The sequence below is a fragment of the Nocardia sp. 852002-20019_SCH5090214 genome (assembly GCF_001665865.1).
GTDB classification, from domain to species: domain Bacteria; phylum Actinomycetota; class Actinomycetes; order Mycobacteriales; family Mycobacteriaceae; genus Nocardia; species Nocardia nova.
The window spans coordinates 1-20,039 of sequence record NZ_LZMK01000395.1; the positions used below are offsets into that span (position 1 = coordinate 1).

At 69.4% G+C, this 20,039-nt stretch carries 15 protein-coding genes; 11 read left to right on the forward strand and 4 right to left on the reverse strand.

Features of this window, described 5'->3' with window-relative positions; genetic code table 11:
- The 4 genes from A5780_RS33460 to A5780_RS33470 all read right to left on the reverse strand — a co-directional run.
- Positions 1-1,964 (reverse strand): recombinase family protein (locus tag A5780_RS33460; protein WP_197521939.1); only part of this gene is annotated, 1,964 nt, incomplete at its 3' end.
- Between the two features lie 45 nt (positions 1,965-2,009).
- Entirely contained in the window at positions 2,010-2,276 is a 267-nt protein-coding gene (locus A5780_RS40450; protein ID WP_143860211.1) for a hypothetical protein, read from the reverse strand.
- A 253-nt stretch (positions 2,277-2,529) separates the two neighbouring features.
- Positions 2,530-3,471: a TRM11 family methyltransferase gene (locus A5780_RS33465; RefSeq protein WP_082976872.1), complete on the reverse strand. Its 942-nt coding sequence runs from the start codon at positions 3,469-3,471 to the stop codon at positions 2,530-2,532.
- A 71-nt stretch (positions 3,472-3,542) separates the two neighbouring features.
- The gene (locus A5780_RS33470; RefSeq protein WP_064911052.1) at positions 3,543-4,181 is read right to left on the reverse strand and encodes a hypothetical protein; all 639 of its coding nucleotides are present in this window, start codon (positions 4,179-4,181) and stop codon (positions 3,543-3,545) included.
- A 450-nt stretch (positions 4,182-4,631) separates the two neighbouring features.
- Between A5780_RS33470 and A5780_RS33475 the strand changes: the two genes are divergently transcribed.
- The 11 genes from A5780_RS33475 (at position 4,632) to A5780_RS33525 (ending at position 19,755) form a co-directional block, all read left to right on the forward strand.
- Positions 4,632-5,534 carry a hypothetical protein gene (locus A5780_RS33475; RefSeq protein ID WP_064911053.1) on the forward strand — a complete coding sequence of 301 codons (903 nt, stop codon included), beginning with the start codon at positions 4,632-4,634 and terminating at the stop codon, positions 5,532-5,534.
- A gap of 71 nt (positions 5,535-5,605) precedes the next feature.
- Positions 5,606-5,929 (forward strand): pilin, encoded by a 324-nt coding sequence (locus tag A5780_RS33480; RefSeq protein ID WP_197521940.1) that lies wholly within the window; start codon positions 5,606-5,608, stop codon positions 5,927-5,929.
- 1 nt (position 5,930) lies between these two features.
- Entirely contained in the window at positions 5,931-7,880 is a 1,950-nt protein-coding gene (locus tag A5780_RS33485) for a hypothetical protein (protein ID WP_143860213.1), read from the forward strand.
- Positions 7,877-10,918, forward strand: a complete 3,042-nt coding sequence (locus tag A5780_RS39585; protein WP_082976868.1) for a PrgI family protein — start codon at positions 7,877-7,879, stop codon at positions 10,916-10,918. The genes A5780_RS33485 and A5780_RS39585 overlap by 4 nt, the downstream gene beginning before the upstream one ends.
- Positions 10,918-13,467, forward strand: coding sequence for a type IV secretory system conjugative DNA transfer family protein (locus A5780_RS33495; protein WP_064911055.1), 2,550 nt, complete (start codon positions 10,918-10,920; stop codon positions 13,465-13,467). The genes A5780_RS39585 and A5780_RS33495 overlap by 1 nt, the downstream gene beginning before the upstream one ends.
- Positions 13,468-13,540: 73 nt before the next feature.
- Complete coding sequence (locus tag A5780_RS33500; RefSeq protein WP_082976869.1) at positions 13,541-14,563, forward strand: replication-relaxation family protein; 1,023 nt, start codon at positions 13,541-13,543, stop codon at positions 14,561-14,563.
- Positions 14,563-15,579, forward strand: a complete 1,017-nt coding sequence (locus tag A5780_RS33505) for a bifunctional lytic transglycosylase/C40 family peptidase (protein ID WP_064911057.1) — start codon at positions 14,563-14,565, stop codon at positions 15,577-15,579. The genes A5780_RS33500 and A5780_RS33505 overlap by 1 nt, the downstream gene beginning before the upstream one ends.
- Positions 15,580-15,982: 403 nt before the next feature.
- Positions 15,983-16,603 carry a hypothetical protein gene (locus A5780_RS40455; protein ID WP_064911058.1) on the forward strand — a complete coding sequence of 207 codons (621 nt, stop codon included), beginning with the start codon at positions 15,983-15,985 and terminating at the stop codon, positions 16,601-16,603.
- A 92-nt stretch (positions 16,604-16,695) separates the two neighbouring features.
- Positions 16,696-17,481 carry a hypothetical protein gene (locus tag A5780_RS33515; protein ID WP_064911059.1) on the forward strand — a complete coding sequence of 262 codons (786 nt, stop codon included), beginning with the start codon at positions 16,696-16,698 and terminating at the stop codon, positions 17,479-17,481.
- An 87-nt stretch (positions 17,482-17,568) separates the two neighbouring features.
- On the forward strand, positions 17,569-17,955 hold the full coding sequence (locus tag A5780_RS33520; RefSeq protein ID WP_064911060.1) for a hypothetical protein: 387 nt from the start codon (positions 17,569-17,571) through the stop codon (positions 17,953-17,955).
- 300 nt (positions 17,956-18,255) lie between these two features.
- Complete coding sequence (locus tag A5780_RS33525) at positions 18,256-19,755, forward strand: cutinase family protein (protein ID WP_082976871.1); 1,500 nt, start codon at positions 18,256-18,258, stop codon at positions 19,753-19,755.
- Positions 19,756-20,039 lie beyond the last annotated feature (284 nt).

Consider the following 20,039-nt stretch of genomic DNA (forward strand, 5'->3'; position numbering starts at 1 on the left):
GACAGTCCACAGTTGCCCGAAGTAGTCCACCCCACCGTCACCGAGAAGGTCAGGGGTTCGATTCCCCTTAGCTCCACCTTGGAGGGTGTACTAGAACACGGTGCCGAATCAATGCCGTGTAGTAGTACGCCGACGCCATCGCTTCCGTGTGAAGCGGTGGCGTTTTTCGTTTTAGCGGCCCCATCGTCTGTCAGGGGGGATGCGGTGGGGTGGCCGGTTCCGCGTGCGCGTTGGATCGCGTGGAGACGGTTGAACGGTTCGTGGAGACGGTGGTCGGCGATCTGTTCGTCCTCAATGTAGAGGGCGCGGAAGATGGTTTGGTTGAGCATCCGGCGTTGGTGGTCGTTGCATCGGCGGTAGAGCTGTTGGGGGTTCTCGAGTAGTTCGAGCGCTATGTCGATGAGTTTGGCGCTGTCGGAGAGGTTTTCGGTCGTGGTGGTCAGGCGCTGCGTCAGGCGTTGGCGGTCGCGGGCGATCTCCTGGAGTTTGGTTTTGATCTTGAGTTGCGGCGCGGTGGCGTCTGCGGCCAGTTCGATCAGGTTGTCTTCGCGGGTGTCCAATGCCTGTAGTTCGGTGGTGAGTTGTTTGTGGAGTAGTCGCTCGGCCGCGTCTCGTTCGTTGATCACCGTGGTCACGTGTGCGCGGACTTCGGCGATGAACTCGGCGCTGAAGCGCACGGTCGCGTAGTGGGCTTCCACGGCGTCCTCGACCAGCGCGACGTTGATGTAGGGGGCGTCGCAGGTGCCGTCTTGTCTGTTGCGGCAGAAGAAGTACGTGTATTCGGTGCCACGTCGGTTGAGGGTGTGCTGGATGATCATGCGGGTGGTGCTGCCTGTGGTTCGGTGGCAGCGCTGGCAGAACAGGGAGCCTTTGAGGTAGTGGGGGTGTTCGCGTCGGCGTTCCCCGGCGGTGCTGCGTGCGTCGAGGATGTCTTGGACGCGGTCGAAGAGGTTTTCGTTGATGAGGGGTTCGTGGCGGCCTTTGATCTCTTCACCGTCGTAGGTGACGTAGCCGAGGTAGTACCGGTCCCGCAGCATTTGGGAGAGTTTGTTGATGGAGACCTGTTTGGCGGGGTGTTTCCTGGTGGGCCGGGTACGCAGGCCCCGGTCGTAGAGTTCGTCGGACAGGGTGTCGAGGGTGTAGTTGTCGGTGGCGAACAGTTCGAAGGCGAGTTGCACCAGTGGCGCTCGCTCGGGGTCGGTGGCGATGGTGCGGATCTCGCGGCCGTCGAATCGGTCGATCACATTGCGGTAGCCGAGTCGGGCGCGTCCGATTGTGCCTCCGTTACGGGCTTTCTGGCCCATTTTGTAGGCGATGTCGGCCCCGGATTCGCGAGATTGGTATTCGTTGAAGGTGGCGAGGATGCCGTGCATAAGCTGGCCGACTGGTGTGTCGTCGATGCTTTCGGTGGCCGAGATGAGGGTGACACCGCGTTTGCGGAGATCTGCCATGACGATGGCGTCGTCTATCCGGTTGCGTGCCATGCGGGATAGCTTGTAGACGATGACATAGTCGATGTCTCGTTCGGCCCGCACTCGGGCGAGTAATCGTTGAAAGGCGACTCGTTTCGACATTTCGGTGGCCGTGCGCCCTGGTTCGATGTACTCGTCCACGATGGTCAGCCCGAGTTGTTCTGCCTTCTGCTGGCACTTGACGCGCTGCGCCGGAATCGATTGACCTTCCGGGTCGTAATCGGTCTTGACCTGACCGGGGGATGATACGCGCAGGTAGATGACCGCTCGGGTTCCCGGTTCCACCCTCAGACCCCGGAACGACTCGGCGGCGGTCAGCGCGTCGTCCGGTGTGTGTTCACCGTCGAAATCTAAATATGCGCTTGCCATGAAGAATTCTCTTTCTTTGTCGTTGACTAACCGGGGTGCCGCCGGATGAAAAGCGCCGCCAATCCGAATATGATTGGCAGCGCTTCGCACCTGTGGCGACATTTCGAAATTGATCCGAACCATCCGGCCGGATGGAACATGTCATTTTATCAAAACGTCGGCGTTTTTCTATGCCGCCGCCGGAGGTTTTTCTGCCGTGTCGATGCCTGTCGAATGTTTTGTCTCGTCATGTTCGGCGGCAAGCGATTCGGCGAAACTAACTATTACTTCTGCGAGTTTGCGGGCGTCGGGAGGGTCGTATCGGGTATCGCGTACGACGATGCGGTGAGCGTTGGGGGCCCGATGTCTCTTTTTGTCGTGCTTATTACTGAAGGCATTGCTATCTCTTTCGTCTTTCCCGGTGCGGACGGGCGGCGACGTGCGATCGGCAGACATGGGCTCTCCGAAGTGATAGACGACGGGGATCGTTCACGGGGAGGACTCCGGCTCGAGCGGCCGGATTGGACATCCGCACCGCCCATTGAACGGGGCCTGACAGCACGGGCGAGCCCTTGGGCTGGCGCGCGCGGGAACACAACGCGGGCGGGCACCGCTACACCACGGGGCTGGAGGTCGCGCTTTCCCTGTTGCCCTCTAGGACGTGAAGAGGGGCCGGTGTAAAGACACCGGCCCGGCCCCTCTTCTGTCGCTAGGCCGCCAGGTCCCCTGAATGCCCTTCGCGCTGAGAACGCTTCAGGTTCAATGAACTTGAGCTGTTCGCGGCGGTGCGGAAGACCAGGACGTCTTCGTGGGCGATGAGGGCCAGGGGTAGGCCCGCGTCGCGGTTTTTCAGGACGAAGTCGCGTTGGAAGAACGACGAGTGCGCGACGATGTCGTTGTCGGTCAGCCGCCCCAGCAACGCGACGGCGCGGTCGACGGGCACGAGTCCGGCGGTGGCAGCGCACTGGGTCAGCAGTGAGGGCAGGTCGACCAGTTCGGCGTGCTGGCGCCAGGGGCGGGCTGTGACGACGACGTGGCCGCCGGGTTTGAGGTAGCCGGTGGCGGCGGTGAGGATGCGGGTGAATCCGGTCAGCAGGCGAGGCACGCCGATGTTGGCGAGATTGCCGCGATCGAGGGTGTTGCCATAGCGGTGATTGACCTTGCGGATTCCGTTCCCGGTACGCACATGACCGTGGACGCTGTCCCCGTACGGGGGCGAGGTGAGGACCAGGTCGACGGTGCCGCGCAACTCCTCTGGCAGGAAGGTCGCCAGCTTGCGGGCGTCACCGCAATACACGACCGCCTCATGAGGGTGTCCGGACTCCGCTGTGAGAGCGAGGTTGTCGCGGGCGATGGCCGCCCAGCGGTCCTCGTACTCGACGCCCACGCCACGACGGCCGGCATGGACGGCCTCGACGAGGGTGGTGCCGATGCCGCACATGGGATCCGTGACCAGATCGCCGGGGTTGCTGTAGCGGGTGATGGCCTCGGCGGCGATGTTCGGCAGCATTTTTGCCGGGTGCGCCGACGACTCGCGGGTGTAGCGGTCCCCGCGCTGGGCGGCGGGGCTGGTCTGCGCGGTCGCCCACACCGACACCGGCGCTGGCCGGGTGGTCGCGGTCTGGCTGGGCGTGGTTTCGGGAGCAGACATCGGTTCGCCTTTCGAAATGAGGGACAGCCCGCCGTGCGCGGCGGGTGGATGCGGTGCGGTGGTGGTGGTTCTCATGCGGTGGTGAGGTCGTGGGGTTGCAGGAACACCAGGACATCGAGGTGGGACGGGTCGGTGAAGACCGCACCGGATCGGCCGGTGTCGCCGTGATCGCCAGAGGCACCCGAGTCGTCGGGGCGGGGGGCGGCGATGTCGGTGCCGTGAACGCCGACGGCGACGAGATGTTGCAGATACAGCAGGTCGGCGTTCTGGGCCGCGGTGACCAGCTCGCCGGACGGGTCGTGGAAGGTGCCGTCGGGGTCGCGGTGGCAGCGGGCCAGGACCACGAGCAGTCCTCCGGCCCGCAGCCGCGACGCAGCCTCCTCGGCAACCGCCCACGGACTCAGCGCTGCGGTGTTCGGCGCCAGGGTGGTGGCGACCATCAGGTCGGTGTCGGCGACCTGAGAGCCGCCGAGCGCCGAGGCCGGAACGCGGTCCAGATCGACGACCACACGCTCGGCGTCGGCAGTGGCGGGCATGAGCAGGACGCGCTCGCCGGGGGCGCTGTATTCGAGGAGCGCGCGGGTGAGCACGCGCGGGGGCCAGGAGTCGGCCACCTCGATCGGCGCGGGCCCGCACGCCCACAAGGTCGAGGGGATTGATCCGGGAGCGGCGCCGCGCCGAGGCTTGGCGGCGGGTGTGCGTGTGGTCATGCGGGATACCTCGTTTCCGGTTGGCGGGTGGGTCTGCGAAAGGGACTCCGCCCCAAGACCGGCTTCTGGACATCCACTGACAAAGATTCATTCGTGTAACCCGCCTCGCTACACCCCGCCACAGCATGAATAAACGCCGGGAAAGACGATCTGATAATCGGGCCGACAAACTATTTCCTGGCTGCGCGGTCGGTCGGTGCGGCCTCGGTGCGGCAGCGCCACACGAGCGCCACACGGACGCCACATCGCAGGTAGAGCGCTATTTCATGCGCTTGCCGAGCATGTGAGTCGGCGGTGTCTAGCTGAGGTCTTCGCGTGCGTGTATTCGGTGGTGAATCCGCCTCGAGGTTGGCGTGAATTCGCGGTGACGTATTCCTGTCATCGCTGTGTGGATATCGCCTTCTTTCCTTGCCTCGTCGATTTCTTTTTCGCCGAGACGGGAGCACCACGATGCCGAATGCGCGAATCCCCGCCCACCGGGAAGCGACGCCGCTGGCGCTGATCCGCCAGCGATTCGCCGGGCTCACCGATTACCGGGTACCGGGCCTGCCGCCGGGCTGGGACCGGCTGAACGCGAATCGCCTCGCCACCCTACTGAACTCTCAGGTCCCCGCCGAGGAGGTCGACGCGGTGTGGGTGCGGCTGATCGAGGCGGCCCGCACCCGCGACGAGACGGCGGTGCTGGTGTGTGCGGGTGCCGCGTTGCCGATGCTGAGCGCGATCACCGCCAAGCTGTGCGGGCACTGGGCCTATCGCGCCGACACCGAGGCGATGGTGCTCGTCGCGTTCCTCGACGCAGTGGCGTGCCTTGATGTGGCGCGCCCGAATGTGGCCTACCGGCTGCGGTGGGCCACCTTCCACCGCGCCTGCCCACCGGTGCGTGAACGTATGGCCGCGCCGACCCCGATCGACTGGCTGCCCGACAGCGGTCACTCCCGCGACGGAAAGGCGGTGAGTTCGCCGCAGGGGCACCCGGAGCTGTTGCTGGCGCTGGCCGTCGAGGAGGGCGTGCTCACCGCCGCCGACGCGGGATTGATCATCGACACCCGCCTGCATCCGCGGCGACTCAAGACCATCGCCGCCGAGACCGGAATCAATTACGACGGGCTGGCCAAACGCCGCCGCCGCGCCGAGCACCGGCTCGCGGCGTGGCTGCGCGAACGCATCGCCGACACCCAGGTCTCCACCCGGGTCGAGACCGCCGCCCTCGACACCCTCACCCACACCGCCACGCGGCGACCGGCTCCGGCGCGAATGTCCAAAACCGGGTCGGCGGCGCGAGTCCTCCCACTGCCGAAGTCCGCCCCTACCGCGGCGCACCCATCGCACGAGGAGCAACGCCGATGCGCATGATCACTCCACCTCCCATCCCCGCACGACCGAGCACTGCATCGCGGCGGCCCCGCAGCTCTCGTCGTCTGGCGGTGACCGTTGCCCTCGCGGCCTGCGCCGTGACCATCCTGGTGTGCGCAGCGGCGGCCCCGGCCAGGGCCACGCCGGTCGTGTTGGCGATGGCCGGGTCGCTCAACGAGGTGTGCGACCGCCTCCGCAATTGGCTGGTCGCGATTCTGGCCACGATCGCGACCACCTATCTCACCGTCGGCGGAGTCCGGTACGTGCTCTCGGGCGGCGACGCCGGCGAGGTCGAGCGAGCCAAGTCCGCCGTGCGCTCGGCGATGATCGGCTACGCCTTGGCCATCCTCGCCCCGGTCGTGGTGAATGTTCTCAAGTCGCTGGTGGGTGGCTGACATGACCATCGACCTCCCCACGCACCCCTCGCGCAACGGCCCACCGCGATGGCTGCGGCGAGGCAGCCTGCTGGCGCTGAGCATCAGCGTCGTTGTCGGTATCGCTGCCGGTCCGGTGTGGGCGGCCCCGCCCGTCCCTTCACCTTCGTCGCCGGTGACCACGAGCCCCTCGGTCCCCGTCCAGAGCCCGCCGGCTGCCTCGGTGGTGCCGGGACCGGTGTCTCCCATGACCTCGCCGCCCCCGGCGACGGCTCCGGTTCCGGCGGGAATGTGCACGGATCCGGCCGGGTGTGTACCGCAGCAACCACCCGACAGCCGACACGGCGAGCACCGCCCTGCTGCGCCGGAACCCGATTGCGGGATCGACCACATCAGTGGCTGCGTGGTCGAGGCGATGGACGGGTTCTTCCGCAATCTGGTGTCCTCGGCGCTGAACCCGCTGCTGGAGCTGTTGTCGACCACGCTGCTGGCGACACCGGACCCGGCGAGCCTGCCCCGGGTCGGGCAGTTGTGGAGTTCGTCGTGGCAGATCACTCTCACCGTGTACGGGCTGCTGATCATGGCCGCCGGAGTGCTGGTGATGTCATATCAGACGCTGCAGTCACGCTGGTCCGCACGCGAGATCGCGCCCGGCCTCATCCTCGGCATGATCGCCGCCGCCTTGAGCTTCCCGCTGCTCACCCTCGCCGTCCGCGCCGCCAACGCCTTGTCGGCGGCCGTCGCGGGGAACGGGGTCGATCCCGACTCGGCCGGGCAGGCGCTGCGGCAGCTGGTGACCTCCCCGGAGATGGTCGGCACCCTCGGCATGTTCGGGTTGCTACTCGGGCTCGTGCTGGTGGTGGGTCTGGTGGCGTTGCTGCTCGGGTACGTGATCCGGGTCGTGGTCACGATCGTGCTGATCGTGGCCGCACCGCTGGCGTTGATGTGCCACGCGCTGCCGATCACCGAGCCGATCGCCCGCTGGTGGTGGCGCTCGATCGCCGCGTGCCTGGCGATCCAGGTCATCCAAAGCCTCGCCCTGATCACCGCCACCCGTGTGTTCCTGTCTCCCGACGGCTGGAAATTGAACGGCAGCAGTTCCAATGGCGGGCTGATCAACCTGATCGTCTCGATCGCACTCGTCGGCATCCTGGCCAAGGTCCCGTTCTGGATGCTCTCGGCCATGCGGATCGGATCCGGCCGCTCCCTGGTCGGTGGCATGGTCCGCAGCTACCTCACCTACAAAACCTTCGGCATGCTGCGCGGCGCATCGAAAACCTCGACGCCACCCCGGCCCGCCGCCCGGACGAAGGCAGCCGGAAAGCTCGCCGACCCCTATTCGAAGGTGGAGACCGCCGCAGACGGGCAGATGCTGCTGCCGTTGCCGGGACTCAAACGCACCAATCCGAAACCGAAACCCGCGACACAGACCGCCGGTCACGCAGTGCCCGCCTCCCCATCGCCGGACATGGGTCGCCAGTTGAGGCTGGACCTGACCACGCCGAGCCCGCCGCTACCACGGGAAGCGCCCCGCCCGGACGGACAGTACGCCCTGTTCTACGCCAGCCCGGTCACGAAGCCGCCCGCTGGCCGCCATCCTCCCGGCGCGAGTGCCATGGGCGTCGGCACGACTCCGGCGCGAACAGCGGGCACGGCGGCATCGACTCCGCCGGGGTCGAAGCGGGCTCCGAAAGGTCGCCAGCTGGCGTTGCGGTTCCCGGCCGCACAACCCGCCCCCGCCGTGTCTGCGGCGCGGCCCGCTGACCCGTACGCGCGCCCGAAGGCCACTGTCCAGGGCCAGTACGTGCTGCCCCTCGACGTCAGGCGAGTCCGGCGTGCGGCGCCGACGCCCGCTCCGGTGTGGATCGCGCCGCCCGCACCGCGCCCGGCGGGGCGGCAGCTGCATCTGCCTTTGCCCGATCTACCCGTGCGTCGTCGACGGCGACCTGACACCGGAGGTGCTTCTCGATGAACTCCTACCGCATCCCCTCCGACGTGGAGCGGCCCGACCGGATCGTCGGCCCCTTCACCGCCCGCCAGCTGGGTCTGCTCGCCGGGACCGGGCTCGTGCTGCTGCTGGCGTGGGCCGCCACCCGCGCTCTCGTGCCGATCACCCTGTTCGCCGGTTTCGCTGCCCCGATCGCCGCTGTGGCGACCGCGATCGTGCTCACCACCCGCGACGGCCTGTCCGGCGACCAGCTGCTGCTGGCCGCCCTGCGTCACCTCGGGCGCGACCGCCACCTGATCGCCGCCCACCCCGGCGACGAACACAACGGGACGCCACCGCGATGGCTGACCGATCGTGCGCACGGGCCACTCCCACCGGCCGCGCACCCGATCACTTGCGACACCACTGCACTACCGCGATCCATCAGTGCCGGTAGTGGGGGGCTGGGTGTGGTCGATCTGGGTGAGGAGGGGATCGCGGTGATCGCCGCCGCGACCACCATCAACCTCGCCCTGCGCACACCTGGCGAGCAGGCGGGTCTGGTCGCCGCGCTGGGCAACTATTTGCAGAGCCTGTCCGGGGGCGTCCAGATTCTGTTGCGGTCGGTGCGCCAGGACGTGACCGGTCGTATCAGCGACCTGCGGCTGGCCGCGCAGGAGATGTCGCCGGAGCTGGCCGACTACGCGCGCGACCACGCCCGCCATCTCGCCGAGCTGGCCGACGACGACACTGCCGCGCAACGGCAGGTCCTGCTGATCTGGCGTGAACCCCTCGACCCCGTCACCCGGCTCGCCGCCTCTGTTCTGGGCGGGCTCACCGCGCGGGGCCGCGACGAACGCCGCATCGCCGCCCACGCCCGCCACGCCGCGCAAACCCGCCTCGCCGCGCGCGTCACCGACGCCACCGACATGCTCGCCCCCTTGGGGATCGGGGTGCGGGCCCTCGACGAGGACGCGGCGACAGCGATCCTGACCAGCTGCGCCAATCCCGCCAACCTCGTGCCCTTCGGCGCGGCCGAGGCAGCCGGCCCCACCGAGATCATCACCACCGGAGCCAGCGAGTACGCCGGCATGCACTTCGATGCGACTCTCACCGCCGACGACGAGGACGAGACCGAGACTCCCCGCGGGGGCCGTCGCCTCTTCGGCTCTCGCGCCGGGCGCCGGGGTGCGAGGGTGCAGTTCGCGCCCGAGTCGTTGACGATCGGTGCCCGCCATCTCCAGGTCGGGTCGGATTTCATCGCCACGATCGCGGTCACCGGATACCCACGCGAAGTCAGCCCAGGCTGGCTCGCCCCACTCGCGGCGTTCGGCGGCCGGGTTGACATCGCCTTGCACATCGAGCCGATCGACCCCCGCCTGGCGGCACTCCGATTGCGCCGCCAGCTCGCGCGCCTGGAATCCAGCCAAGCCTCGGCGGCAGTGAACGGCCGCGTCGGCGATCCAGCCGTCGACGTGGCCGCCGAAGACGCCGCCGCACTCTCGGCGCAACTCGCGCGCGGGGAGTCGCGGCTGTTCCGGGCCGGGCTGTATCTCACCGTGCACGCCAGCAACGAAGACGACCTCGCCGCGCAGGTGAGCGCGTTGCGGACCCTGGCCGCGAGTCTGCTGATCGATACCTGCCCGACCAGCTATCGCGCCGTGCAGGGCTGGACGGCCACGTTGCCGCTGGGCCTGGACCCGGTCCGGGTGCATCGCACCTTCGACTCCCACGCGCTGGCCGCCGCCGTGCCGTTCGCCTCCGCGCAGCTCCCGCCCGCCGACCCGGTCTCGCTCACCCCGGCCGGTGCGCTCTACGGGCGCGACGGCGCAGCCGGACTGCTGTTCCACGACCGATTCGGGCCCGCCATGCACAACCACAACGAAGTCATCCTCGGCCGATCCGGATCCGGCAAGTCCTACCTGGCGAAAACCTCGATCCTGCGGTCGCTGTATCGAGGCATCGAAACCCTCGTCATCGACCCCGAAGACGAATACGCCGTCCTGTGCGACGCGCTCGGCGGCACCCACATCCGCCTCGGCGCGCCCGGAGTCTGCCTCAACCCGTTCGACCTCGATATCCACTACGGCCCGTCCGGGCACCGTACCGCTCCGGCCGATGCGCTGACCCGGCGAAAGCTGTACTTGCACACCGTGATCGCGGTCTTGCTCGGTGAGCAGACTCCCGCGCAGCGCGCGGCCCTCGACACGGCCGTCACCGCCACCTACGCCGCTGCCGGGATCACCGACGACCCCGCCACCTGGACACGACCCGCGCCGACATTGAACCTGTTGCGCGACCAGCTCGCCGCTACCGGAGGCCCCGTCGCCGACGACCTGGCCGCCGGGCTGGCCCCCTACGTCGACTCGGGTGCGTTCGCGGGGCTGCTCGACGGGGCGAGCAGCCATGATCCCTCGGGTGCGTTGACGGTGTACTCGCTGCGGGACCTGCCCGAGGAATTGCGCACCATCGGCACCCTGCTGGCGCTGGACGCGACCTGGCGCCGCGTCAGCGACCCGGGCCTGCGCCGTCCGCGCTCGGTGGTGGTCGATGAGGCATGGCTGCTGATGCGCCAGCGCGCCGGGGCCGAGTTCCTGGCCCGGCTGGCGAAATCGGCGCGCAAATACTTCGCCGGGTTGACGGTGGCCACCCAGGACGCCGCCGATGTACTGGCCACCGACCTCGGAAAGGCCATCGTCGCCAACAGCGCTACTCAAGTCCTGTTGCGCCAGGCTCCGCAGGCCATCGACCAGGTCGGCGATGCCTTCGCGCTGTCGGAGGGCGAGCGTCGTTTCCTGTTGGCCGCCGACCGCGGCCAAGGACTCATCTGCACCGGCGTCCACCAGCGCACCGTGTTCGCCGCAGTCGCCTCGGCCGCAGAGCACCAGCTCGCCACCACCTCCCCCGAATACGACCTCTACGACACCGACGAGACCGGCTACGACGACGTCGCCCCCGACACCGTCGGCACCGAGATCGACCTCGGCCCCGACGAGTTCGATCCCGGCGCCGGTGACGCGTACGCCGGCCCCGACCCCGCACGCGACCTCGGCCCGGACGAGGCAGACAAGGGAGCCCCCTGATGCACACCGACCTGTACAGCCAGACCACTCCCGACACGTCCGACGGCACCGGCGGGCTGATCGGCAGGCTACTCACCGACCACGGCCCGCACCTGCCCCACCTGATCACCCTCGCCGAACACCACGCGGTCTCGGCCGCCCTCACCATCGTCGCAGCGGTCACTGCCGTCGTGGCCCTCGCCGAGTGGGTGCGCCGCCGCCGCGAGCGGCGGTGGGCCGACGGGGCGCGGCAGGTCGAGATCATGGTCCCGCCCCAGGTGCAGCCCGATAGCGCCCAAATGTTCTGGGAGCACATGCACGGCGCGCTCGCCCGCACCCGATGGCAGCGACTGGGGGGCGGGCAGCACCTGCTCGGATTCGAATACCACATCGCCCCCGACGAGGGCGCGATCATCCGACTGTGGGTGCCAGGCGGCGTTCCGCCGCACCTGATCGAGAACGCGGTCACCGTCGCCTGGCGCGGTGCCCGCACCCACACCCAGCCCGCCACGCCGCCACTACCGCTGACCCCGGCGGGGCACCGCAGTGTGCTGTCCGGGGGTGAGCTGCGGCTCGGTCGCGCCGCGCGCTGGCCGATCCGCACCAACGCTCCCGGCGACCCCGCCGCCGCGCTGATCAACGCCGCCTCAGCGATGGAGCCCCGCACCACCGCCTGCGTGCAAGTCCTCGCCCGCCCGACCACCACCCGCCCCGCACGCCACACCGGAAATACGGGCGTGTCAACAGGTTTCGCGGGTTTCCTGCTGGAACTCGCCCGCGAGTTCCTCGGGCTGTTCACGCGCGGCCCAGCGCGTCCCGTCGGCGGACCGGTGGGTCGTACCAGTGTGCGGGGCGGGTATCGGGATCGGCAGGTGAGCCTGGAGCAGTCTGCCCAGGATCGCGCCGCCGCCGACAAGGCACTCGCCACCCAGTGGGCCACCGTCGTGCGCTACGCGGTCACCGCCTCCGTCCCGGTCGATGCCGACCGCAGCACTCGGTCACAAGTGGCGGCGAGAGTGCGCGGTCGCGCGCACGCGGTGTCCTCGTTTCTGTCGGGGGCCTCCGGGCACAACCACTACCATCGCCGCCGCAGCCTCCGCCTGCGCCAAACTCTGTCGTGGCGGCGGCTGCGGCGTGGCGATCGACTGTCGTGCCCCGAGCTCGCGGTGATCGCGCACCTGCCCCTCGACGCGGGGATCGCCGAGATCCACCGCGCCGGAGCCCGCGCGCTCGCGCCCAGTGAAGTCATCGCCTCCGGCGGATCCGGCACCAAACCCCTCGGCCGCGCCGACGCCGTCACCGGCAAACAGGTCGCGATGCGGGTGTCCGATGCCCGCCATCATGTCCATGTCCTCGGCCCGACCGGGACGGGTAAATCGACGCTGCTGGGCCGGATGATCCTCGCCGACGCCGACGCAGGTCGCGGACTGGTCCTGATCGACCCCAAAGGCGACCTCGTCACCGACGTCTTGACCCGCCTGCCGGAAGACGCCGGTGACCGGGTGGTGTTGTTCGACGCCGATTCCGCGAGCCCACCACCGTGTATCAACCCGCTGGATCTGACCACGTTCGGCGGGGACCTCGATCTGGTCGTGGACAACATCGGGACCGTGTTCGCGCGCATCTATCACCAGTTCTGGGGCCCGCGCACCGACGATGTGTTCCGCAACAGCCTCTACACCGTGTGCACCCAGCCGCGCCCGGCCACCCTCGCCGACATAGAGCGCATCCTCGCCGACGACACCTACCGCGCCAGGCTCGTCGCCTCGGTGAAAAAGCCTGAAGTGCAACGTTTCTGGCGCGCTTTCGACGCGCTCGGTGAGTCCGGGCGCGTCCAGCTCACCGCACCGCTGCTCAACAAACTCCGCCAGCTACTGTTGCGGCCGTTCGTCAAGACTGCTCTCGCGGGCGGTCCCGCTACCGTCGACCTCACTGCCGCGCTTGATCACGGTGGTCTTGTGCTGGCGCGGCTACCCAAGGGCCGCCTCGGGGAGGACACCACCCGCTTGCTCGGGGCGCTGCTGGTCGCGCGGACCTGGCAAGTCGCCACCGCCCGCGCCGCCACCCCCGCCACCGAGCGCCGCGATGCGGCCCTGTATCTCGACGAATTCCACAATTTCCTGCATTCATCCACACCTGTGGAAGACATGCTCGCCGAGGCCCGCGCCCTGAAACTGTCGATGGTGCTGGCACATCAGAACCTCGGCCAGCTCACTCCCACACTGCGCGAGGCGATTTCGACCAATGCCCGCAACAAGATCTATTTCGCCGTCTCTCCCGAGGACTCCCGCGACCTTGCGCGGCATACGCTTCCGCAGCTGTCGGACCACGATCTGGCCCACCTCGACGCCTACCACGCCGCCGCCCGCCTCGTGGTGAACGGGCAGAACACCGCGCCGTGCACCGTCGCCACCGAACCACTGCCGCCACCCATCCCCGGACGGGCCCGCCGCGTCCGCGCCGCTGCCCGCACCACACCCGTCCCACGTCCCGCGCCAGCAGCGAGTCCCACACCTCGGCTGAAGGCTCCCGCGCCCCGGGTGTCCCGGCGCGATCCACGCCGCCGCTGAACCACGAGCAGCACAACACCTTCCGGCTCGCCTGGCCTGACTTCGCCGGTGTGCCGGGTCGATTGGAGGTTCGATGTCCCGCGCTCACCGTTCCCGAACCGCCGCACCGTCTCCTGCTGCCTCGCCCGGTGAACCGTCGCGGTCGGCGGTGCCGGTGCTGGCCGGGCGGGCGAGTCTGGCCGGCATCCTCACCCCGCGAGACCGGTGGCTGCTGGCGATGCTGTACGAGCATCGGGTCCTGACCACCACCCAGATCAGCGCCCTCGCCTTTCCTGCCGTCCGCCGCGCGACCCGCCGCCTGCTCAAGTTGCACGAGGCCGGGGTGATCGACCGGTTCCGGCCCCACCGCCCCGTCGGCACCGCGCCCTGGCACTGGACCCTCGCCCCCGCCGGGGCCGCGGTACTAGCCGCCGAGCACGGCCTGGACCCGCGCGAGCTGCGCTGGCGCCACGACCGCGCCCTCTCCATGGCCTACAGCCTCCGCCTCGACCACGACATCGGCGTCGCCGACTGGTTCACCACCCTCGCCACCGACCCACACCTCCCCGCCACACTCACCACCTGGTGGTCGCCCACCCGCTGCGCGCGATTGTGGGGAGACCTCGCCCGCCCCGACGGATACGGCCGCCTCACCCCCACCGCGTCGGGGCCGGTCGGGATCGAGTTCTTTCTCGAATACGACTGCGGCACCGAATCACTCACCCAGGTAACCCGGAAACTCGGCGGGTACGCCAACCTCGCCGCCGCCACCGGACTCACCACCCCGCTACTGGTCTGGCTACCCACCAGCCAACGCGAAGCCACCGCCCGCACCGCGCTGGCCGCCACCGCCGCCGGACTCGAACACCCCGACACCGTCTCGATCGCCACCGCCGCCGCCGACCACCAGCCGGGCATGGGCCCGGCGGGGCCCGTGTGGCTGCCACTGCACCCGGCCCCGGCCCGGCCACGACCTCGGATCACCGTGACAGCCCTGGCCTCCGCCTGGCCCCGGCTACGCCTCACCACGGCCAGCCATAGCGAAGCCACGGCGGCCGACCAGCGAGTGGTGATCGCCGCGCCTCCGCCGCGCCCGCCCGAGCAGGAGACGCGGTGATGTTCGGGGCGGCGGCCGGGGCCGCCGCACTGCTGACCGTGGTGACGGTCGGCGCGTTCACCGTCACCGTCGTCGCGGTCGAGGACGCTTACCCGCGCGCGAGCATCAACACACCAGACGCGACCGGAGAGCAGCCTGCCCCCAGTCCGGATGCGGTCGCCGATATCCCGCCCGACAAGCTCGTCCTCTACCGCGAGGCGGCCTCGGACTGTCCCGGACTCGACTGGACGATCCTCGCCGGCATCGGCAAGGTCGAAACCGACCACGGCCGCAGCCAGCTGCCCGGAGTCACCGAGGGCGAAAACAGCGCGGGCGCCGCCGGACCCATGCAATTCCTGGCCTCCACCTTCGACTCGGTCACCGCACGCCACCACCTGCCCGCAGGCGGCGCGAGCCCACCCTCGCGCTACAACGCCTCCGACGCCATCCACGCCTCCGCGTTCTACCTGTGCGACTCCGGCGCCGACCACGGTGACGTGCACGCGGCGATCTTCGCCTACAACCACGCCGACTGGTACGTGCGCGATGTCCTCGACCAAGCCGACCGCTACCGCGCCGCCACCCCGCCCGCACCACCGGGATCGGGGGACTGCGAGCACCTGTCCGGTACCGACCCCACCGCGGCCACGGTGCTCGCGTTCGCGTGCGCTCAGTTGGGGCAGCCGTATGTGTGGGGAGGCAACGGGCCGCAAGCCTCCGGCGGCTGGGACTGCTCCGGGCTAACCCAGGCCGCCTACGCCGCCGCCGGAATCGCGTTGCCGCGCACCGCCGCCGAGCAATACCACGCCACGACACCCGTCTCCGCCGACCAGATCCGCCCCGGCGACCTCCTCTTCTACGCCAACGCAAAAGACGGCATCCACCACGTCGCCCTCTATTTGGGAAACAATCAAATGATCGACGCTCCCGACTTCGGACAGCGAGTCAAAATCGAGAATTACCGATACTCAGGCGACGACTTTCTCTCCGCGACTCGCGTATACCCCCGCACCGAAAGCAATTCACGAGGCACCTGACGCACCGCACATAAAATAACTCGCCATTCTCGGCCGAGAAGCGGTCTCGTCAACCACGTACCGGCCGCGCAATGCACTCACCACACAGAGACTCGGGTTGTTCCGGCGGTCTCTGCCCTGCCGCGTACGTGCGAATCGTCGGCCGTGGCGGTGGTAATCGTCGCGGTGGCGGGTTCCGATTTCGCGGCCCATAATTCGCCCGTTTCGGGAATTCCAGTGCGCCCGGATGGCGGCAGGAAAACGCGGCGTGACCGTTTGTTTCAGTGTCCGGCTTGACATTCATGCGGGTGTCGAGCGTTGATATAGGTGGTTATTCGCAATTCCACGGAATTGCGGGTGACCGCCCCGGCCGGGGCATGGCAACCCATCCACTGGGAATTACCCGATTCACGACGGAGATGTCATGTCCAAAAACGCACGACCGAACACCGACCCCAACGTGGCCGCGCTGCGCGCGGCGCTGGCCGCCGACCCCGGTGCCACCGCCAGCGCGCTGGCGTTCACCGCCGGAATGAGCGTGTCCACCGCCCGCAACATTCTCGGCCGGATGGCCGACGACGGCACCGCCACGCGCATCACCGACCCCGACAAGCCCAACGGGGCCCACCGGTGGACGCTGGCCACCCCAGCACCCGCGAAACGGGCGGGCCGGACCGAGCGGGCCCCGCGCGCCACCAAGAAAGCGGCCACCGCCGCCCCGGCCGCGCCAGCAGCCCCCGCCAAGAAACCCGCCGCCGCCCGCAAGAGCCGCAAGGCCGCCCCGGCCGACACCGGCAACGGAGAGGCCCCGCTGGAGAAACTGCCCTCGGGCGGATTGCGGGGCATGGTCGAGGACTTCATGCGCGACAACCCCGGCAAGTCGGTCAGCCCGACGGCCGTCAAGAACGCCCTCGATGAGATCCACGCCCCTCGCACGCTGTCGAGCGGCGCGATCAACAACGCGCTGGAGAAGCTCACCGCCGACGGGGTCACCGTCCGCACCTGCGACGCCCCGAAACGGTGGGCGCTGGCAGCGGACGCCTAAAGCCCAGCATCCGCCACGGGCCCGGCGCGTCCGGGCCGGTGGCGGCACCGGTTCGAAAAATTCACCCGCACAACCGAATTAAGGAACATGCCATGACGACTCACGCCTACATCGAGCCGATCGCGCAGTTGCGCGCGGCCCGTGACCGGGCCGCCGACGCCCGGAATCTGTCCCGCGCGCTGGAACTGGACAACGAGCTGGAAGATCTCGGCCAGCTGGGCAATTCGCCCCGCCGCACATGCTGGCGGTGCGACAGCTGGGCCGACCACGTCCACGAACCGCACACGGGGGCCCGCATGGCCGTGCACGGTCCCGTCCCGGCCGACGAGGCATACACCGCCGTCGCTGTCCAAGTGTTCGCGCTCGCCGCCACCGCATTGCCGCACCACTGGTCCGAAAACGACGGTGTGGCAACGGTTGTAGTCGATATGGGCGCGCACCGGTTCGCGGTGACCGTCCACCCCGGCGACGGCGACGGCAGCCACGGATACCGCCGCGACGTCTACATCAGCCACTGCGTGCACCGGCCCACGGGACAGGCTCGGCCATTCCCCGCCCTCCACGCGCCCTGGCAGCGCACCGCCGCGATCATCGAGGCATACCGCTACGCGCGCAACGTGGGCATAGCCCCGGCCCCGGCGGCGCTGGCCGGTCCGGTCCGCGCCGACGATCCCGACGACCTGCTGCGGCGGCTGCGGCTGCGGCACAGTGAGATCGACGCCGAAATCGACGGCCACGCCGCCGATTCCGACGACGGGCACCGCGAGCGGCTGGCCGCGCTCTACCGCGACGCGGTCGCCCTCGCCACCGTTCTGGACGGCCACCTGAGCGGCGGGGGGCGGCTGCCCCTGGACTGGGCGCACGCCACCACCGCATAGCACCGCCACCCCTGAAGGCGTCACGGCCCAGGCGGCCTCTATCCGCCTGGGCCGTGACGTTTCCGAAACTACCGCAGGAGACGCCTCGTGTACGAGCAACTGACCGCCCGACTGGACGAGTCCTACACCCGATTCGCCACCGGCGAAAGAGTCACCCGTATCCGCGAACACACCTTCACCGTCGTGCCACCCGCCGAGTGCTCACACCGCAAGGGCGAGACGATCTGCGCCGAATGCGCTGACCTCTGGCAGATCGACTACGACTTCGACGACCCGTTCCCATTTCCCCGCGTCACGGACCGGTGGACCGTGCGCGATCTCGTCAACTCGGGCGGTTTGAACGTCGGGGCCACGCTGAACATGGCCGACACCGACACCAGCGCAATCGTGACCGGCACCGGCGGGCTCATGCTGCCCGACGGCCGGGTGTTCGACAACCCGTCCGCCGCCGCGAACGCCGTGTACGAACAATGATCACCGCCCACACATAGACGAACAGCACCCGCGCGAACACCACCGCGTAACCCGGGCCCCGGCAACGAATACCGACGCCGGGGCCCGGCCATATCCACACCCGCACCCCGCCCGCGCCACCGGCAGCGCGTCGCGCGCCGCTGCCCATGGACGCCACCACGGGCACCGCCCCGCCCTGGCCGGGAATTCCGCCGGATCCCGGATGTCCATTCCACGCCCCCGAGCGTGAGTCCTCGGACAGCGGAAACGCCAACGGCGCTTGCCGCTGTCCCGTCACTCGCCCTACCTCGGGAGGCCCCCATGATCGCAACACCAACCCCCGCCGCGCGACGCACTACCCGCTTACGGCCGCGCCCGGTGGTGCGGCGGCTGGCCGCTGCGGTGCTGTGCGCGGCCACAGTGCTGGCCGCCAGCGTGTGCATGGTCCCCGTTGCCGCTGTGGCCGCCCCGCAGCAGCCCGGCTGCGCGAAGGTCACCGCCGTCCTCGTACCGGGCGCACGCGACACACACCTCGACACCGACACCGACACGGCGTCGGCGTCGGGTGCGCCCTCGTCGGTGCTGGACCCGGTCGCTCGAAACCTGCAGGCCCGCTACGGCAGCGACCTCGCCGTGCGTACGGTGCCGGACTCGCCGCCGACCTCCCCGACGCCGGACGCCTCGGGCAACCCCGGGCACGACGCGCTCGCCTCGCTGCTGTCGTCGCTATGCCCGACCACACGGGTGATCGTGCTCGGCTACTCCGACGGCGCGCAGATCGCCGGGGACCTCGCGACTCGCATCGGGCACGGGGAAGGTCCCGTGCCGGCATCGCGAGTCCTCGCGGTCGGACTCCTCGGTGACCCTCGACGCGGATCCTCGACTCCCCAGCTGGGCGAGCCGGCCGGCGGGCAAGGTGTGGAAGGGCCTCGCGCACAGGACTTCGGCGAACTCCACGACCGAGTCCGCACCGTCTGCGCCCGCGACGACCTCTACTGCTCGGCCTCCCCGGACACTGACCCCGTACTCACCGCTCTCGGACGCGCCGTCTCCGGCACCGACACCACACCCACCACCACGCCGAGCACGCTGGTGTTCCCCAGCACGACACCGGAGCCGACGACCAGTTGGCCCACGAGCCCCGACTCGAACCCGACCGCGCCGGGCGCGATCGGCGGTCTCGATCCGTCCCAGATCATCGAGCAAGTGGCTACCGTCCTGTCCGGACTCGCCGAGTTCGCCGCCAACCTCCCCGCGATCGGCAACGACCTCGTCCAACTGCCGGGCTTGATCGTCACCGGCAACATCCCCGCCTTGCACCAGGTCTCGGGCGACCTCAACAATCAGTTCGCGCCTCTGGTCCAGGCGGTCGCCGAGGTCGATCTGCACCTGGTCGCCCGTGCCCTCACCCTCGCCGCGCCTCTCGACACATCGGGCTGGACCGCCATCGCCGCGCAGATCGTGAGCATCCTGGCCAACCTCGACATCGCACGCCTCGCCACCGACATCGGCCAGGCCCAAGAGATCGCCTGGGACGCAGTACAAAAACTCACCACCGGCGACCCCGCCGGGGCCGCAGTCGCCGTGACCGGACTCGGCCCCATCGCCGCCGACCTCGTCACCACCGCCGCCTCGACCCTCACCGGAGACGGCGGCACCCGCCTGTCCACACTCGCCCACACCCTCACTACAACCACCACCCCCGACACCCGCAACGCACTCGCCAACCTGACCTCGGGTATCCACCAGAACGGCTACACCGACACCACCGTCGGCCCCGTGCTGAATTGGCTGTCGGGGCGAACCGGCACCGCCAACTGAACGACCGGCCGGGCGCGGTGCCGCGCCGACACTGAAAACCGATACCGTCCCAACCGGACCCGGGCCGCGTACGCCCAACGCTGGCAGTCCCGGGCCGGGCCCAGAGCATCCGCCGGGCACCGGCACCCGGGCGGGCCGCACCGCCCCGGCCCCTCGGGACCAGCAAACGGGCCCCGGGGTGGGGGGGGGGGGGGGGGGGGCGCCCCCCCCCCCCCCCGGGGGGCGGGGCCGGCCCCGGGGGGGGCGGGGGGGGGGGGGGGGGGGGGGGCGGCCCCCCCCGGCCC

Coding starts and splice junctions, on each gene's coding strand:
- A5780_RS40450 (WP_143860211.1), bottom strand. CDS start 2,276: ATGTCTGCCGATCGCACGTCGCCGCCCGTCCGCACCGGGAAAGACGAA.
- A5780_RS33465 (WP_082976872.1), bottom strand. CDS start 3,471: ATGTCTGCTCCCGAAACCACGCCCAGCCAGACCGCGACCACCCGGCCA.
- A5780_RS33470 (WP_064911052.1), bottom strand. CDS start 4,181: ATGACCACACGCACACCCGCCGCCAAGCCTCGGCGCGGCGCCGCTCCC.
- A5780_RS33475 (WP_064911053.1), top strand. CDS start 4,632: ATGCCGAATGCGCGAATCCCCGCCCACCGGGAAGCGACGCCGCTGGCG.
- A5780_RS33485 (WP_143860213.1), top strand. CDS start 5,931: ATGACCATCGACCTCCCCACGCACCCCTCGCGCAACGGCCCACCGCGA.
- A5780_RS39585 (WP_082976868.1), top strand. CDS start 7,877: ATGAACTCCTACCGCATCCCCTCCGACGTGGAGCGGCCCGACCGGATC.
- A5780_RS33495 (WP_064911055.1), top strand. CDS start 10,918: ATGCACACCGACCTGTACAGCCAGACCACTCCCGACACGTCCGACGGC.
- A5780_RS33500 (WP_082976869.1), top strand. CDS start 13,541: ATGTCCCGCGCTCACCGTTCCCGAACCGCCGCACCGTCTCCTGCTGCC.
- A5780_RS33505 (WP_064911057.1), top strand. CDS start 14,563: ATGTTCGGGGCGGCGGCCGGGGCCGCCGCACTGCTGACCGTGGTGACG.
- A5780_RS40455 (WP_064911058.1), top strand. CDS start 15,983: ATGTCCAAAAACGCACGACCGAACACCGACCCCAACGTGGCCGCGCTG.
- A5780_RS33515 (WP_064911059.1), top strand. CDS start 16,696: ATGACGACTCACGCCTACATCGAGCCGATCGCGCAGTTGCGCGCGGCC.
- A5780_RS33525 (WP_082976871.1), top strand. CDS start 18,256: ATGATCGCAACACCAACCCCCGCCGCGCGACGCACTACCCGCTTACGG.